15 protein-coding genes are annotated in these 16,317 nt (G+C 66.2%); 9 read left to right on the forward strand and 6 right to left on the reverse strand.

Features of this window, described 5'->3' with window-relative positions; genetic code table 11:
- Positions 1 to 20: 20 nt before the first annotated feature.
- The 3 genes from TVC13_RS09505 to TVC13_RS09515 all read left to right on the forward strand — a co-directional run bounded on the left by TVC13_RS09505 (position 21) and on the right by TVC13_RS09515 (position 2,154).
- Positions 21 to 752 carry a DUF3592 domain-containing protein gene (locus TVC13_RS09505; RefSeq protein ID WP_422400973.1) on the forward strand — a complete coding sequence of 244 codons (732 nt, stop codon included), beginning with the start codon at positions 21 to 23 and terminating at the stop codon, positions 750 to 752.
- A gap of 139 nt (positions 753 to 891) precedes the next feature.
- The gene (locus tag TVC13_RS09510) at positions 892 to 1,587 is read left to right on the forward strand and encodes an HAD family hydrolase (protein ID WP_422400974.1); all 696 of its coding nucleotides are present in this window, start codon (positions 892 to 894) and stop codon (positions 1,585 to 1,587) included.
- A 72-nt stretch (positions 1,588 to 1,659) separates the two neighbouring features.
- Positions 1,660 to 2,154 (forward strand): hypothetical protein, encoded by a 495-nt coding sequence (locus TVC13_RS09515; protein ID WP_422400975.1) that lies wholly within the window; start codon positions 1,660 to 1,662, stop codon positions 2,152 to 2,154.
- Positions 2,155 to 2,197: 43 nt separating this feature from the next.
- Here TVC13_RS09515 and TVC13_RS09520 read toward each other — a convergent pair whose 3' ends face one another.
- Complete coding sequence (locus TVC13_RS09520) at positions 2,198 to 2,554, reverse strand: DUF4440 domain-containing protein (protein WP_422400976.1); 357 nt, start codon at positions 2,552 to 2,554, stop codon at positions 2,198 to 2,200.
- Between the two features lie 94 nt (positions 2,555 to 2,648).
- Between TVC13_RS09520 and TVC13_RS09525 the strand changes: the two genes are divergently transcribed.
- Entirely contained in the window at positions 2,649 to 3,668 is a 1,020-nt protein-coding gene (locus TVC13_RS09525; protein WP_422400977.1) for an LLM class flavin-dependent oxidoreductase, read from the forward strand.
- 101 nt (positions 3,669 to 3,769) lie between these two features.
- On the opposite strand, the gene TVC13_RS09530 is transcribed toward TVC13_RS09525, so the two are convergent.
- Positions 3,770 to 4,069: a hypothetical protein gene (locus tag TVC13_RS09530; RefSeq protein ID WP_422400978.1), complete on the reverse strand. Its 300-nt coding sequence runs from the start codon at positions 4,067 to 4,069 to the stop codon at positions 3,770 to 3,772.
- 211 nt (positions 4,070 to 4,280) lie between these two features.
- On the opposite strand from TVC13_RS09530, the gene TVC13_RS09535 reads away from it, so the two are divergent.
- Together TVC13_RS09535 and TVC13_RS09540 are read left to right on the forward strand one after the other, a co-directional pair.
- Positions 4,281 to 6,065: an NAD(P)/FAD-dependent oxidoreductase gene (locus TVC13_RS09535; RefSeq protein ID WP_422400979.1), complete on the forward strand. Its 1,785-nt coding sequence runs from the start codon at positions 4,281 to 4,283 to the stop codon at positions 6,063 to 6,065.
- 125 nt (positions 6,066 to 6,190) lie between these two features.
- A complete protein-coding gene (locus tag TVC13_RS09540) occupies positions 6,191 to 7,642 on the forward strand; it encodes an FAD-binding oxidoreductase (protein WP_422400980.1) in 1,452 nt (483 codons plus the stop codon).
- 21 nt (positions 7,643 to 7,663) lie between these two features.
- Here the strand turns inward: TVC13_RS09540 and TVC13_RS09545 are convergent, their stop codons facing one another.
- The 3 genes from TVC13_RS09545 to TVC13_RS09555 form a co-directional block, all read right to left on the reverse strand.
- Complete coding sequence (locus TVC13_RS09545) at positions 7,664 to 8,467, reverse strand: hypothetical protein (protein ID WP_422400981.1); 804 nt, start codon at positions 8,465 to 8,467, stop codon at positions 7,664 to 7,666.
- A gap of 110 nt (positions 8,468 to 8,577) precedes the next feature.
- A complete protein-coding gene (locus tag TVC13_RS09550) occupies positions 8,578 to 8,805 on the reverse strand; it encodes a hexameric tyrosine-coordinated heme protein (RefSeq protein ID WP_422400982.1) in 228 nt (75 codons plus the stop codon).
- A 100-nt stretch (positions 8,806 to 8,905) separates the two neighbouring features.
- Entirely contained in the window at positions 8,906 to 9,235 is a 330-nt protein-coding gene (locus TVC13_RS09555) for an antibiotic biosynthesis monooxygenase family protein (RefSeq protein ID WP_422400983.1), read from the reverse strand.
- A gap of 53 nt (positions 9,236 to 9,288) precedes the next feature.
- Here TVC13_RS09555 and TVC13_RS09560 point away from each other — a divergent pair, with 53 nt between their 5' ends.
- Positions 9,289 to 9,909 (forward strand): flavin reductase family protein, encoded by a 621-nt coding sequence (locus tag TVC13_RS09560; protein ID WP_422400984.1) that lies wholly within the window; start codon positions 9,289 to 9,291, stop codon positions 9,907 to 9,909.
- 16 nt (positions 9,910 to 9,925) lie between these two features.
- On the opposite strand, the gene TVC13_RS09565 is transcribed toward TVC13_RS09560, so the two are convergent.
- Positions 9,926 to 12,283, reverse strand: a complete 2,358-nt coding sequence (locus tag TVC13_RS09565; RefSeq protein WP_422400985.1) for a response regulator transcription factor — start codon at positions 12,281 to 12,283, stop codon at positions 9,926 to 9,928.
- A 261-nt stretch (positions 12,284 to 12,544) separates the two neighbouring features.
- On the opposite strand from TVC13_RS09565, the gene TVC13_RS09570 reads away from it, so the two are divergent.
- Together TVC13_RS09570 and TVC13_RS09575 are read left to right on the forward strand one after the other, a co-directional pair.
- Positions 12,545 to 15,277: a CshA/CshB family fibrillar adhesin-related protein gene (locus TVC13_RS09570; protein ID WP_422400986.1), complete on the forward strand. Its 2,733-nt coding sequence runs from the start codon at positions 12,545 to 12,547 to the stop codon at positions 15,275 to 15,277.
- Between the two features lie 58 nt (positions 15,278 to 15,335).
- Positions 15,336 to 16,317: SpaH/EbpB family LPXTG-anchored major pilin (locus TVC13_RS09575; protein WP_422400987.1), on the forward strand; the 982-nt coding region annotated here is incomplete at its 3' end.

A 16,317-nucleotide genomic window follows, 5' to 3' on the forward strand; every position in this document is an offset into this window, starting at 1 on the left:
CCTTTCGGTATTCTGCCAAGGTGCAAAACAGCGACAACAGGCCACAGGCGGACAGGGCGCCGATGCAGCCCAAGCCGTTCGAAGTACCCGAAGGCTGGACCCGCTCCCCTCACCGCAATACCAGCAAGTACGCCATGGAGGTGGCCTACGGCCGCCACGCATGGCGCGGAATCTACCTGAACGACGGCGCCGGCAACGGCTACTTCGCCCCAGGTTGGAATGGGAAGCGGCTGGCACGGAATATGCGGGTGGTGCAGCGGGTGACCGGTGCCCTGACCATTTTGTCCCTCCTCGTCTTCGGTGGCTGGACCGTGAAAACGGTACTCGACAACACGGAGTACTACCGGCTCTCCACAGAGGGGGTCCAGATCCAGGGCCTGGTGCAATCGGTTTCAACCGAGACGTCGACACGCCACCCCAGAAACAGCGACAGGTCCTACACAACCGAGACAGCAGCGGTTGTCAGCTATTCGGTGGACGGGAGTTCATTCGCGGGGACGGTGGAACACCGGTCGCACTCTAAAGACGGATATCCCGAGCCTGAATGGCAGCCAGGGGAAATTGTGGAGCTGTATGCCGATCCGGCTGCTCCCGAAAAAATCGTGGTTCTCAGCCCGTACCTTGAAGGACGGACCAGTCCCGTCAACGGCGCCACGTGGTTCCTGATGATCGCGGGCTTGGCGATATCGGCTGTTCCTGCGGCCATTTACTTCGTTGCCCGCAGCAGCCGGCGCAAGGCAGAAGCACTCTAGTCCGTCGCCGGCCGGACAGGACGCAGGTTTTGACGGAACTGCGGCGTCCTGCCACGATCAGTCTGGGTAATCGCCGTCGTCCGTGCCCGTCCGCTTCATACTCCGCAGGATCCTGCGGCCACCGTCCAGGAGGAACCTTTTGTCGCCACATCCCACTCTGCAGGCAGTCCTATGGGATATGGACGGAACCCTGGTGGACACCGAGCCGTACTGGTTCGCCGCCGAGAAGGACCTGATGGCACGGTTCGGGGTCAGCTGGAGCGACGAGCAGGCCATGGAGCTGGTGGGTAACGCCCTGCCCGATTCGGCCCGTGCCCTGCAGGCCGCGGGAGCGGACCTGGGGATCCGGGAAATCCTCGACACCATGCTGGACAGCGTTGTCCGCTCCGTCCAGCAGGAAATTCCCTGGCGTCCCGGAGCCCGCGAGCTGCTGGCCGAGCTGTATGCGGCCGAAATCCCGTGCGCCATGGTGACCATGAGTGAGTCACTGCTGGCCCGCGTCATTGCCGACCAGCTGCCGGAAGGGACCTTCCGTTTCCTGGTGACCGGTGAGATGGTCGCCAATGGCAAGCCTGATCCGGAGCCCTACCTGCTGGCGGCGAAGCTGATGGGCGAGGAACTGGGCACGTCCCTGGACCTGAACCGGATTGTGGCCGTGGAGGATTCCCTGCCCGGTGTGGCATCTGCGAAGGCCTCAGGCGCCGTAACCATTGCTGTGCCCAACGCCGTCGACGTTCCCGTACAACCCGGGATTACCCGCTGGGAAACGCTCGCTGGCCGTTCCGTTGCTGACCTACAGGCGCTGGTTGCGGAGCGGGTTTCGACTTCGGCATAGTGCCTCTGCCCCCGGTGCGCGGTCGTTATGGTGGTAGGAAGCATCGCCAACCCGTTAGCAAGGAGGCAGTCCATGACCCCACCACGCGGACGAACGCTGCTGAAGGCAGCGGCCACCGGCACCGTCGCCGGTCTGGCCGGAGTCGCCGCCATGACGGCAGCTGAGAAGCTGGAACAAGCCCTGACGCACCGGCCCAACTCCTACGTGCCCGCCCGCACCCTCCTCACCTTGCTAGGGCGCAAACCCGGCGACGAGCCGCAGTCCGCGGCCTGGAACCACACGATGCACTGGGGCACCGGTGCGGCGCTCGGCGCGCTGCGCGGCATCTGGTCTGTAACAGGCATCCGCGGCCCGCTGGCCAACACCTGGCACACGGTGGTGCGTCTGGCTACCGACCAAACCTTGGAGAACGCCACCGGCGTCGGCGCCCCGCCGCCCACCTGGGACCGGCAGGACCAGGTCGTGGATGTGCTGCACAAGAGCATCTATTCCTGGGCAGCCGGCACCGTGTCCGACGCACTGATCCGTCCGGTGCTCGAATCCCGGCGAGGTACCTCGAGCCACTGACCAGCAGTCTGTTCCGCACGCGCTCCCTGACGATCACCGCCCGCTAGAAAGGCGTGTGCTGGTGCAGCGCCAGCTTCCATTCGCCGCTTTCCCTGGCATACACGCTGCTGAGCAGGGCCGTGTACGGGGTTCCGTCGCGGTCGGCCCGCACCTTGTAGGTGAGGACACCGACGTCGGGCCCTAGGTAATCCTCCCGGGGTTCGATGATCTCGAAGGCAGTCCAGGGCGGCCCACCCATGGAGTCGACGATCTGCTGCCGGTCGGTGATCCGCAGGCCGTTGGTCAGCATAACCACGGGCTGACTCGACAGCACCTCGGAGTAGAAGGCGGTTGCCTCTTCCGGACCGGTGGACAGCGCATGCCAACCGGCCGTTTCGAGTTCCACAAGTTCGTTTTCCATGGTCCGCGAGTCTAGACGGGCTGCGTGGGATGTGACAGGGAACCCGGAAACCCCGGTCCGGAATATCCGCAGCACCCCGGGCGCTGATCCTCATGTGAAGAAGATTGGATTCCTTTCCTTTGGCCACTATCAGGACGTCCCGGGTTCCCTGACGCCCACGGCCGGTGATGCGCTGCTGCAGGCCATTGACCTTGCCGTCGCGGCTGAAGAGGTCGGCGCCGACGGAGCGTTTGTGCGCGTGCATCATTTTGCGCCGCAGCAGGCGTCCCCGTTCCCGCTGCTCGCCGCGATGGCAGCCCGCACCAAGCGCATCGATCTGGGCACCGGCGTGATCGACATGAGGTACGAAAACCCGCTGTACATGGCTGAGGAAGCCGCGGCAACTGACCTCATCAGCGGTGGCCGGCTGCAGCTCGGCATCAGCCGGGGATCCCCCGAACCTGCCCTGCGGGGCGCCGAGTCGTTCGGCTATGTACCCGGCGAAGGGCAGACCGACGCCGATATGGCCCGCCACCATACCGAAATCTTCCGTGCCGCCATCACCGGACAGGGCATGGCGCCGGCGAATCCTCAGATGACCGGGCACACCGGCCTGCTGCCGATCGAACCGCAGTCCCCTGGCCTCCGGGACCGGATCTGGTGGGGTTCAGGAACCCGCGCGACGGCGAAGTGGACCGGCGAACAGGGTATGAACCTGATGAGCTCCACCCTGCTGACCGAGGATACCGGCGTCCCCTTTGATGAACTGCAGGCCGAGCAGATCCACGCGTACCACGAGGCCTGGAAAGCCGCCGGACACCCCGGGCAGGGCAAGGTCTCCGTCAGCCGCAGCGTCATCCCGCTGGTCAGCGACCAGGACCGGCGCTACTTCGGTCTGCGCGCACAGGCTGACGCCAAGGACCAGGTGGGACGGCTCGAAGGCGGACTGGCACGGTTCGGGCGCAGCTATGTGGGCGAACCGGACGTGATCGCCAAGGAACTGGCCGACGACGCCGCCGTCCAGCTCGCGGACACCGTGCTGGTCACGGTTCCGAACCAGCTGGGCGTCGACTACAACGCGGCACTGCTGGAGAACATCGTCAAGCTCGTGGCGCCCGGCGCCGGCTGGCGGTAACGGCGTCCGGCCCCCGGTCACCGTCGTCCCTCCAAATCGAAATGGCAGAAACTGTCCCTCAAAACGGGCAGTTTCTGTTATCTCGATGGGAGGAGGGCAGGCTACTTCTTACGCCCGAAAACCAGCGACGCGAGCGCCGTTGCCGCGGTGACGGTGTAGACGGACGGCCAGGCGCCCAGCTTCTTAGCCAGCGGGTGGGACAGGCCAAAGGCCGCCACGTAGGTGGTGGTGAGGGCGACGGCGGTGCCCGTCCCGGCATCGCGCTTCCACAGCGCGAAGGCAGCAGCACCCGCGGCGGCGAGGACGGCTCCCCCAAGCTGGCGGTTGCCGGTGTCGCGGGCGGTCTTGTAGCCGCCGATCAGGCCGGCGGATGTGATGAGCGGGGTCAGCAGGGATGCCACTTTTTCTCCTTGGGTTCGACTGCTTCCAGCCTAACCCCGCTCATCGAGATGGCAGTTAGGGCTCGTTACAGCGCTGAAACGTGCAGTTTCTGCCATCTCGATGCGGGGGCCGAGGCAGACGGGAACAGGGAAATCCGTTTGGGACCCTACCTATCGTCGGGCGCGAGGCGTTTACTGGAACCTCCAAAACGCAACCACAAAGGAGTGGGACATGGGTGAATCTGCCGCCGTCGAAACCTGGCTGGACGCCTTCAACACTGCCCTGACCGGCCGGGACACGCGAGCGGCCGCGGAACTCTTCGAAGAGGACGGACTCTGGCGCGACTTCGTCTCCTTCACCTGGAACCTCAAAACGCTCGAGGGACGCCGCGAGATCGCTGACATGCTCGACGCCGTCCTGGACCAGGTGCAGCCGGCCAACTGGCAGCTCACCGAGCCGGCGTCCGACCAGGACGGCGTGGCCGAAGCCTGGATCAGCTTCGAGACGGCCGCTGCCCGGGGATGGGGACACCTGCGTCTGCGGGACGGAAAGGCCTGGACGCTGCTGACCACCATGCAGGAGCTGAAAGGCTTCGAGGAGCAGAAGGGAACCAAACGCCCCAAGGGCGTGGAGCACACGGTGGAACGCGGCCGGAAATCCTGGCTCGAACGGAAACAGGACCACCAGGACCGGCTCGGCTACGAAGAACAGCCGTACTGTGTGATCGTGGGCGGCGGTCAGGGCGGCATTGGACTGGCGGCGCGGCTGAAGCGCCTGAATGTGCCCACCATCGTGATCGAGCGGAACGAGAACGCCGGCGACTCCTGGCGCAAACGGTACAAGTCCCTCGCCCTGCACGACCCGGTCTGGTACGACCACCTCCCCTACCTGAAGTTCCCCGATGACTGGCCGGTCTTCGCACCCAAGGACAAGATCGGCGACTGGTTGGAGCACTACACCGCGCTCATGGAGCTGGACTACTGGTCCGGCACCGAGTGCCTGGGCGCCGAGTATGACGACGACGCCGGCACCTGGGAACTGCGGGTCCGCCGCCGCGGCGAGGACCTGACGCTGCGTCCGCAGCAGCTCGTCTTCGCCCTGGGCGTCTCCGGCTACCCCAACGTCCCCGAGTTCGAAGGCGCCAACGCCTTCCTCGGCGAGCAGTACCACTCCTCCAAATACCCCGGAGGCGGGGACCAGACCGGGAAGAAAGCCCTGATCATCGGCTCCAACAACTCGGCCCATGACATCGCCGCGGACCTCTGGGAACACGGCGCGGACGTGACCATGCTGCAGCGTTCCTCCACCCACATTGTCCGCAGCGACTCGCTCATGGAGTTCGCGCTGGGCGACCTCTACTCCGAACGCGCCCTGGCCGCCGGAACCACCACCGAGAAAGCGGACATGCTCTTCGCCTCGCTCCCCTACCGGATCCTGCCCGACGCCCAGATCCCCATCTACGAGAGAATCGCCGAGCACGATGCCGGGTTCTACGACCAGCTCCGCGACGCCGGATTCAACCTGGACTTCGGTGAAGACGGATCGGGCCTGTTCCTGAAGTACCTGCGGCGCGGCTCCGGCTACTACATCGACGTCGGCGCATCCCAGCTGATCATCGACGGGCGGGTGAAGCTGAAGCAGGGCCAGGTCGCCAAGCTCACCGGCAACGCGGCGGTGCTCGACGACGGCACGGAGCTCGAGGCAGACATCATCGTCTACGCCACCGGCTACGGGTCAATGAACAACTGGCTGGCGGACCTGATCTCCCCCGAAGTGGCCGACCAGGTGGGCAAATGCTGGGGCTACGGCTCCGGCACCACCAAGGACCCGGGACCGTGGGAGGGCGAGCTGCGGAACATGTGGAAGCCCACCAACGTGGAGAACCTCTGGATCCACGGCGGGAACCTGCACCAGAGCCGGCACTACTCGATCTTCCTGGCCCTGCAGCTGAAGGCACGGATGGAAGGCCTGCCCACTCCGGTGTACGGACTGCAGGAGGTGCATCACCGGCGGTAGCGCCGGCTGCGGTTTGGGGAAGTCATTGAACCCGGTCCGGGGGAGGCCAAGAATAGGCGTAAAGCCACTCACGGCTTCTTCCCGTCCCGGTCAGGACGGCCGGGTTTGTCCCCAGGCGATGGACCATGACCGAAACCCCAGCAACCGCCACAACTGCACCGGCTGTCCCCTGGCCGCAGCCCGCCTCCAGTCTCTACCCCGCGCTGGCTGACGCCATCACCGGGACTGTGACGCTGCCCGGCGACAGCGGCTATGACACCCAGCGCCAGGTCTGGAACGGAATGGTGGACGTGCAGCCTGCCGCGCGGGGGGCGGGGGGGGGCGGCGCCCCCCCCCCCCCCCCCCCCCCCCCCGTCCCGCCGGTCCTGGCGTTTGCCCACCGGACCGGGCAGCCGCTGGCGGTACGCGGCGGCGGGCACAACGTGGCCGGCAACGGAACCGTGGACGGCGGCATAGTGCTCGACGTCGGCGGGCTGCGCAGTGTGGAGGTCGATCGGATCGCGCAAACCGTGACGGCCGGTGGCGGCGCGACGCTGGGCGACATCGACCTGGCGACGGCGCCGTTCGGGCTGGCCGTTCCGCTCGGAGTCGTGTCAGGAACCGGCGTCGGCGGCTTGGCCCTGGGCGGCGGCGTGGGGTGGCTGACCCGCTCCCACGGACTGAGCGTGGACAACATTCTGGGTGCCGACGTCGTACTCGCGGACGGAACCGCCGTTCATGCCTCCGCGGAGGAGGAACCGGAGCTGTTCTGGGGGCTGCGCGGCGGCGGCGGGAACTTCGGCGTCGTCACCTCGCTAACATTCCAGGCGTGGCCGCTGCCGGCGGAGGTCTACAGCGGCAACCTCATCTACAAGGCGGACCGGTTCGAGAACGCGCTGCATGCCTTCTCAGCCTGGAGCGCGGACGTTCCGGATGAACTCACCACGATCATTTCCTTTTTGGTGCCGCCGCCGGAATGGGAACAGGGTGAGGACCCGATCATGGCGGTGGGCTTCGCCTGGGCCGGCGAGGACGAGGAAGCGGCCGCCGCCGTCGTCGACCGGCTGCGGGACCTCGCCGCCCCGGATGCCGAGCTGGTGCAGCCGGTGCCGTGGCTGGACTGGCAGTCGGCCGTGGATGACCTGTTTCCGCACGGATCACGCGCCTACTGGAAGAACACGTCCTTCAACTCGCTGGACGCCGGGCTCATTGACGTACTGGCCCGGCGTGCCCGGGAGCAGTCCTGGCGCGGCACCGGGTTCGATCTTCACCACATGGGCGGTGCGTTCGGCCGGGTACCGGAGGACGCGACCTCGTTCCCGGTCCGCGACGCCCGCTACTGGCTGAACATCTACGGTTTCTGGAACGACGCCGCCGACGACGCGCACCACACCGCGTTCGTCCGCGGACTTTCCCGGGACGCAGAGCCATTCGCGGGCGGCGGCCAGTACGTGAACTTTATGGGCGCCGAGGATCCCGCCCAGGCGGCTCCGGGTGTGTACTCCGGGGAAAAGCTCGCCCGGCTGTCCGCGCTCAAGTCCGCCGTGGATCCGGAGAATCTGTTCCGGCGCAACCACAACATCGCAGCCTCCACCTGATCCGTCAGGCAGGCCGGACGCCTACTGCAGGAAGCGGAGGGACATCATCATGGCCTTGATCTCCTTATATTCCTCGGTCTGCATATAGGCTTCCAGCCGCGGGGCTCCGGTGAGTGCGGGGTCCACTGGGAGAACAGTGTCCGGGCCCATCGGCCGGTTGAAGAACGCACCGCTGGTCCCTGGGATGAACTCAAATCCGTGCGGGAGCACCGCTGACTCCGGATCGGTCTGCCGGCCCCAACCGGTGATGGCCATGTCCGCTTCGAAGCCGGCAGCGTGATCGAGTCCGTGGAAAACGAAAGCCGGCGCTTCGCCACGCCCGGATTCCTTATCCTCGAGCCCGGGGATCGGCTCATAGTCGAACTCAACGTAGGGAACTCCCTGTACCGCCACGAATCCGGTAACCACTCCGGTGATCAGCTCGGCCATCGTCTGCCCGTCTGCGTTGACGACTTCCAGCGCCTCACCGGTCTGGTTGTAGGTGTCCTTGGACGGAGATGAGAGCGGCTGGACCGTCCAGCCAATCGGATGGTCAAACTTCAACATGCCGTCCGCCGTCGTGTAGCTTGCGGGCTCCGGGGCCGCAGGTTCTTCCGGCTCGGGTGAGGCCAGCACAGTTTCTTCCGGCGTGGCTTCAGTCTCGGTGGCCGCCGGGGCGGCCGAGGGCGTGGTCTCCGCATCGCCGGCTGCGGAACCGTCCGGGCGAAGCGCCACAAAAAGTGCTGCTGCTGCAACAGCCAGGGCCACGACGGCGATGATGATGGCAAGCAGCCGTGAGCGGCGCTTTCCGGTATTTCCGGTGCCGTCGGACTGAACGCTGCTCATGATTCCCCCGTAGATGTGCCGAAGCCGGGCCGGATCCGGTGGCCGGTGTGCACGTCATCTTACTTACCGCCGCAGCCGGGCCCGGCTCGCCGCGCGGGGCCCAGCAGGGTTTACCGCCAGTAGTTGTTGGCCGCCGCGATGGTGGCGAATTCAATGGCCACCACATGCGACGACGCTATGAGTTCCTCCGGATCCGTCGAGTACACGTCCCTTCCCGCTTTGAGGACCTTCTCGTCGGGCTGAATGGCGTAAATGCTGTGCAGCGCCAGTTCCAGGGCGAGTTTGCGGCCCTCCTCGGGCGAAGCGGTCAGAAGGGTGTTTCCCGGAATCAGTTCCATGCTGCACCTGGTTTCGTGTAGGTCTGCCAACAAACCCCTCTTCCACGATTCCAGCCGGGCCGGCATTTGGGAACGCCGGCCCGGAGATTTGTGCCGGTGCCTATGCCTCCGGAGTGCTTCCGCCTGCGGGCCGGTAGCTCCACAGTTCAGCGCTGACGCCCACCGGCTTACGGCGCTCGGCGTCGGCTCCTTCGCGGTGTCCGTGCCCGTGCCCGAAGTTCTTGGAGGCCACCCAGTCCTGGAAGGATTTCTCATCCCGCCAGCGCGTAATGACCAGCCAGGTGGTCCTTTCGTCCGTGGGCTGCAGGAGCTCGAAGCCCTCAAACCCGTCCTGATTGTCCACGGCTCCGGCGCGGGCGGCGAAGCGGCGGGTCAGTTCATCGCCGGAGTCGGCGGGGACAGTGATCGCGTTGATTTTGATGATGCTCATGCACCCCATTATGGCTGCCGGGGCTGCGCGCAAACGGGGATAAGCTCAACAGCATGAGAACGGATTTCGATCCCGCCGTTATGGGCGGCCGGAGCTTCTACAAGCTGCTCACTTCCGTGGTGGTGCCGCGGCCCATCGCGTGGGTCTCCACACTCTCCGCCAGCGGTGTGGAGAACCTGGCCCCGCACTCCTTCTTCACCATCGCGTCGGTCAACCCGCCCGTGGTCTCCTTTACCTCGGTGGGAGAGAAGGACTCGCTGCGCAACATCCGCGAAACCGGTGAATTCGTGATCAGCCTGGCGCCGGAGAACCTGTTTGAGGCGATCAACGCCACCGGCACCGGCTTTGCTGCAGATGTCAGCGAGTTCGACGCCGCCGGGATCGCCTCCGAGCCCAGCGCAACCGTGCGTCCGCCCCGAGTGGCCGGCTCGCCGGTGGCGCTGGAATGCAAGCTGCATGAAATCCACCCGGTGGGCGACTGTTTTGTGGTCTACGGCGAGATCACCCGGGCCGCCATCCAAGCTGACGTGCTCGATGCCGAAGCCCACCCGCGCATCGATAAGCTCCGTCCGCTTTCCCGGCTTGGCCTGAACGAGTGGGGCACCATCGGTGAGGTCAAGGACATCACCCGTATCCCGGCCGATGAGTGGCCGGGGCATTACCGGACGAACTAGCTGAACCAGCGCTGGATCAGTATCCCCAGAGCTTTGCTTTCTGCAGGGCCTCATGGCGGGTGGTGACGCCCAGTTTCCGGTAGAGGGAGGTGGTCTGCGCCTTTACCGTGTTCACGGATACGTGCCGTTCGGCAGCCATCTGCATGCGGGTTTTGCCCAGCCGGAGTCCGGCCAGGACCTCCAGCTCCCGGTCCGTCAGGGACATTCTGTCTTCGACGCGGCCCCGGCGGGAAACCGCAAAAGTGTCCAGTCGGCGGATTTCCCCGTCGGTAAGGCCTAACGCTTCCCGCAGCCCGTCCCGGTTCTGCGCCTCCTGCCAAAGCCACAGCACATCGATGGGCTCGCCACCGGCCACGTAGTTCGTCCGGATGGTTTCCAGCGCGTCGGCCCCCAGCGGTCCGGGGACCACACTGGCCAGCAGCTGCAGGTTCCGGGCAATGCAGCGGATCCGCCAGCCTCCTTCAGGAGCGGGGAGGGTCCGCTGCAGAACGGCCAGTGCTGCATCGGTATCGCCGGTCTGGATGGCCAGGTAGGCCTGCAGGTTCCTCAGCTCAGGGGAATCCGCAGCTTTCCGAGGCGCTGCCAACGGGTCAAGCGACACACGGGCCACGAACTCCGCGTGTCCCAGGGTACGGACCGCCAGCGGGGACTGGGCGGCATACTTACGTGTGCTGCGCAGGTCGTTGAGCCGGTGCAACCCGGCGTCGGCCGAACCGAAGTACCTCTCCCACAGTGTGAGGAGCTCCGCGTGGACCGGCCAGAACTCGTCATGGTCCGGTTCCGGGGGCAGCAGCTTGAGCGCAGCCTCCATCTTTGCCCGGTCCAGTTCATGCCAGGCGATGTACACCCGGGCCAGCTGGGCGCCCCGGCCCACCATCTTGGTTCCCCACTTGGTGCGGGGCAGGAACGTATCCGCGCGGTCAGCCCAGTCACGGGCCGACTGGGTGTTTCCCGCCTGCGCGTGAACAAGGGCGAGGTTGGCGGCAGCATTTGCCTGCACAAACGCATTGTCGGCGCAGGCACCCCAGTGCATGGCTGCCTCATAGGCATTCGCGGCTTCAATCAACCGATCAGCGATATGCAGCGAGATACCGCAGTGCAGTTCGGCCATCCCGGCCATAACGGGCCGCACCCGCTCCGCTGCAGCGACCTCTGAAACCACCCGCCGCAGGCGTTCTCCACACTGCCCGGACTCCTCGTAATGTCCCTGTATCCGCAGAAAGCTAAGTTCCACCAGTCCCGCCGTCACTGCGAACGCGTTCGGCCGCCGGAACTGCTGCTCCGTCAGCCTGCGGAGATTCTGGGCCGTCCGGTCTTGCCCGTAAACCGGCGCCGCGGCGGGAAACGGAACGTTCATGCGGTCTTTGCCGGCAGCGGCCAGAATCTTGAGTGCAGCCGTGAAAAGGTCGCTCCGGGCGAAACGCGCAGGCATCTTTTGAGCGGCGTAGCGCAGCATCCGCGGGTTGGACATGAACATGTCCACCCAATGCTCTTCCAGCACGGACCACAGACCCCGCCACGCCCGCCGTTCGACGGCGGCGAGGACGGCGGCGCCCGGCTCGCTGACCTCAGCGAGCGCTGACACCGCGAGCGCATCCAGCTGCTCCGCCCGGTCAGGGCTGCGCCGCTGCAGGGACGCCCGCAGCTCGCTGCGGGCCAGCTCAGGCATCATCCAGTCCCCATCCGGGGAACGGTGGATGAGGCAGGCTTCCACCAGCTGCGCGGCCCCGGGAACCCGGTCAGCCCGCTGGGCATAGAACGCCTGCAGCATGTCGTCGCTAAAAAAGGGCAGGAACGCCGCTTCAGGCAGCAGCCCCTCTGGGTCAAGGTACGCGACCCATGGTGCGATGGCGCGGCCCAGGACGTTAGCCACCTGCGTCTCGGCGGCAGGATCTTTCAGGAGTGTCTCCACCCCGTAGAGCCAGCCGCCGGTCAGCCGCCACAGCTGCTCCGGTGTTTTCGCTGCCGGTCCCGGCACCCGGGTTCCGGACAGCGCCGTCCCGGTGCCCAGCTCCCTTGCGAGCCGTTCAACTTCGGGCACGGTCAGGAAGAGATCCGGTCCGCGCAGCAGCTGTGCGTCTGGCCGCAGGGCCAGCTCGAAGGCCTGCGGCACCGGGGGAAGAATCGCCGCAATCCGGGCCGGACCTGAGCCCTCCAACACTGTGAGCACCCGGCGGACGGCGTCCGCCGGAGTGGTGCCCGGGGGCATCTCGCTGAAGTCCACCAGCTGGCCTGCGCCTTCCAGCCAGGAACTAGCTATCCGCCGCCGTCCGGACCCCCTGGGCCCGATGACCACCAGCAGCCGGGCCGCCGGATCCAAGCTGGCCGAAACCCGTTCCCATACGGGGCTGGTCCGGTCAATTATCGTGCTCATTTCCTGCCAGCTTACGGGTTTGGCGTCATGTACAGGCAACGGCAACCTCAAAAAGTGCGCAAATGTTGCCATGTGCTAAGCAGGCTGTCAATGGTTATTGGGTTAAAAAGAGGGTGAACCGCCCCTCCTCAACCTATTCCCGGCACGGGACGGCCGATACGCGCGCGTTGAATGGACCCTGATCCCCTACCTTTTCCGCACGGTGCGTCCACCCGGATGTGCCGGCATCCGCATGCTCCCAGCAGAGATCGAGGAACCCTTTTGTCCCGCATACGCAGCCGGCTCAGCGCAGGCATCGCCGGCATCCTTGTGCTCCTGTGCGTTGCCGCTTTGCCGCTCGTAGTTCCCGGCCAGGCCGATGCCGCCACCGCGTCCGGCGGCGGCCGGTATACCAGTTCCATCTACTGGCTGGACTGGTCCAAGGCCGTTCCCGGGAGCACCGATGGCTCAGGTATCTTCCGCGGCCGCCCGTATTTCAAGGCAAAGACTGGAACCAAGGTCGTTGAGAAACCCGCTCAGGACTTTGAAATCTCTGCGACCTTCGGACAAATCACTGCGGGCCCCCGCAGCGGAAGTTCGGGCACCCGTGCCGTGCACGTCACCAGTCAGGATCCTCAGTGGGCCGAGCTCAAGAACAACGGATACGACACCGGGACCCAGTACAGCGTCATCACCCCCAGCGATGACAACAGCACCGTTTCCTTCACACTCGATCTCTCCGCGACATTCCGCGGTCAGCCCGTCGCCGTGGACGTAGTGGTTACCGACGGCGAAAGTGCGGGCCACTGGGACAAGGAGCGCAACGTCCTCACCACCAACGGTGCGCCTTGGCAGAACATCGACAACTCCAGCCGGGCCGGAGCCGGGATGTGGACTTCATCCGTAGCCAACGGCGGTTTCGGAACACGGACCATGGGCCCCTGGTACACCGAGTGGGGAGGCGGCACCCGCGGGACTGCACCGATCGGAGTCTCCCGCGGTGCCACCCAAATCCGGGCGGACATCACGGCCACCGGGATGCAGAACGTGATGGTCGGCGTCATGCTGCCAATGGACTTCGGCGATGCCCCCGCCAGTTACGGACCAGCCGTCCACCTCACCGACTGGACAGCGGTCGGAACCAATCCAATGGCCTTCACCGGCCAGCCCGGAGCCCCCGGTGTTGCCTTCAACACCGCCCTCGGCAATCCCTACCTCGGTTGCGTCCCGGGCGACCCCGACCACGACCCGCTGCAGGGCCGCGACAACCGTGCGCCCTGGGCCGGGGATGACACCTCCGGTTCGGGGAACGCGGAAAGTACCGGCCCCTGCGGCTTGGGAACCTCCAAGACCGCGATGGGGGACGAAGGATGGGCCCAGCTCACAGGCGAGTCCGCCCCGCCGGGAATCGTCAGCGGTGCCCAGGACTATTCCGTCACCGTCGATGCCGGCAGGGCCGAGGGCAAAACGGTCTCAGCCTGGATCGACTGGAACAACAACGGCGTTTTCGACGCCGCCGAACGCGCCCAGGCGACGGTCACCGGAGGCAAGGCCACTCTGACCTGGACCGGAGTTGCCCCTGCAACCGGCTCCACCGCCGTCGGATCCCGTTTCCGCATCGCAGCGGATGCCGGTGAAATCTCCCTCCCCACCGGTGCCGCAGCTACCGGCGAGGTGGAGGACCACCTGCTGCCGGTCACCCCGGAGGCAACCCTGGCCAAGAGCGCCAATCCTGCCAGCGGCACCGCCGTGCTGCCCGGCAGCGACGTGACCTACACCTTGGCGCTGTCCAACACCGCGGACCGCGAAGCCGCAGTGGATTTTACCGACCACCTGGGATCCGTGCTGGACGACGCCGTCCTCGATGAGTCCTCCATCGCCGTCCCGGCAGGCATCTCCGCGGTCTTCGATTCGGCCGCCCAGACCCTGCGGCTCACCGGAACCCTGGCAGCAAAGTCCCAGGCCCAGGTGAGCTACCGGGTGAAGGTACGGGAAAACGGATTCGGCGACGCCCTGCTGGCCAACGCCGTCGGCCGGCGGGATAACCCGCCGCCCGCGGACTGCCAGCCGGGGAATTCTCTGTGCACCACCCACCCCGTAACGGACGTGCTGCTCTCCAAGGCCGCCGTGCCGGCCACTGGCTCAACCGTCCTTCCCGGCGACACCATCAGCTACACCGTCACCGCCCAAAACCAGGCAGGGGCGGCCAGCGGCGTGGTGATCAGCGACGACCTCAGCGACGTCCTCGACAACGCCGTGTTCGTCCCCGGGTCCGCGCGCTTTTCCGTGGCCGGTGCCGCTGCTGTCCCGGTTCCGGATCCAGCAGCGAACGGGATCCTCACCGCAGGTCCAGTCTCCCTGCCCGCCGGCAGCAGCGCCGAGCTCACCTACTCGGTCACGGTCAGGGAGGACGCTCTGGCGGCCACACTGCGAAACGTCGTCACCGGCACCAGCAGCGTCGACGGCGCCGTACGGTGTGGTGTCTGCACCACCACACACACCACGAATCCTGCGCTCCTGGTCCAGAAGATGGGTGAATCCGCCGGCGCCGGCTGGGTCCCGATGGACGGCTCCGCCTGGACGCTCCGGCAGGACGACGCCGGCGAACCGGGGCGTGAACTCCCCGGGAGCCAGCTGAGCGCAGTCTCCGGAAAAACCGGTGCTTTCCGGGCCGCAAGCATCCCGGCAGGAACCTACTGGCTGGAGGAAACCCGGGCACCCGCCGGCTTCAACCTCCTGGCCGAGCCAGTGCAGTTCTCCGTCGCAGCGGACGGCACCGTGGCAATTCTCAGCGGTGCCGGCAACGGTGTTGCCTCCGCAGCGTTGGATCCGGGAACAGGCAGCTACCAGATCACGGTTCGGGACGTCCCTGCCCTGGAACTGCCCGACTCAGGCGGACGCGGAACGGTGTCCTTCCTGATCGCGGGTGGCCTGCTGCTGGCAGCAGCAGCCCTGTCCCTTTTCCTGCCGCGGTTCCTGCCGCGGTTCCTGCCGCGCCGCCGGCAGAACACCTAGTCCAACAATCCACCCGCCTCTCCCATCCGTGAGGGCACCCAACATGAGGAGCATTACCTTGGAAACAAAGCAGAGGGGACTCCGCTGGCGCAGCGCTGCGGCGTTGACCGCCGGCGTGCTGACAGCCCTGCTCGGCGTCTCGGCACCGGCTCATGCATCACCCGTCGTGGACGCCACACAGCAGGGTTCGCTGACAGTCCACAAGTTCCACAAGCCGGACACCGCCACCGGGCTGCCCGGCAACGGAACCGAAGTGACCAGCGGGCTGGACAGCCTCACGCCGCTGGCTGGCGTGGAGTTCACGATTGAGCAGGTGAACCCGGTGAACCTGGCCTCGAACGCCGGCTGGCAGGCGGCCGAAGACGTCAGCAAGGTCTTCGACCCGGCCAACCCGGCCGGGTCCATCACTGCTGCCTCCTACACGCTCGGTGCGCCCGTGGCTGCCGTGACGGACGGCACCGGCTCTGCCTTCTTCGACAACCTGGACCTGGGCCTGTACCTGGTCACGGAGACGTCCTACCCGGCGGGCGTCACCCCCGCTGCCCCGTTCCTGGTCACCGTTCCGCTGACGGACCCCAACCAGCGGGACGGCTGGCTTTACGACGTGCATGTGTACCCGAAGAACTCCGTGTCCACACTGTCCAAGACAGTGACTGACAACGCGGACACCAAGGTTGGGGACGAGGTCGATTTCACCATCACGGGCGACATCCCCAACGAGACCGTCATTGACGGCTACAAGATCGTTGATGCACTGGACTCCAAGCTGCAGTACGTCCGGGCGCACGTCAGCCTGACCAACGGAACCGCCATCACCGAGGGAACGCATTACACGGTGGCGCACAACACGGCCACCAACCAGGTGACCGTGGAATTCACCGCCGCCGGCCGCACGGTACTTGCCGCGAACCACACGTCCGAGGTCCAGGTGATCCTCACGGCCGAGGTCACCGCAGCCGGCGAGATCGCAAACCAGGCGCTGCTCTACCCCAACGCCCCCAGCTTCAACGTGTCCCCCGGCGATCCCAACGGTCCCACCC

It is taken from the genome of Arthrobacter sp. 3Tela_A (assembly GCF_049311025.1).
Taxonomy (GTDB): Bacteria; Actinomycetota; Actinomycetes; order Actinomycetales; family Micrococcaceae; genus Arthrobacter_B.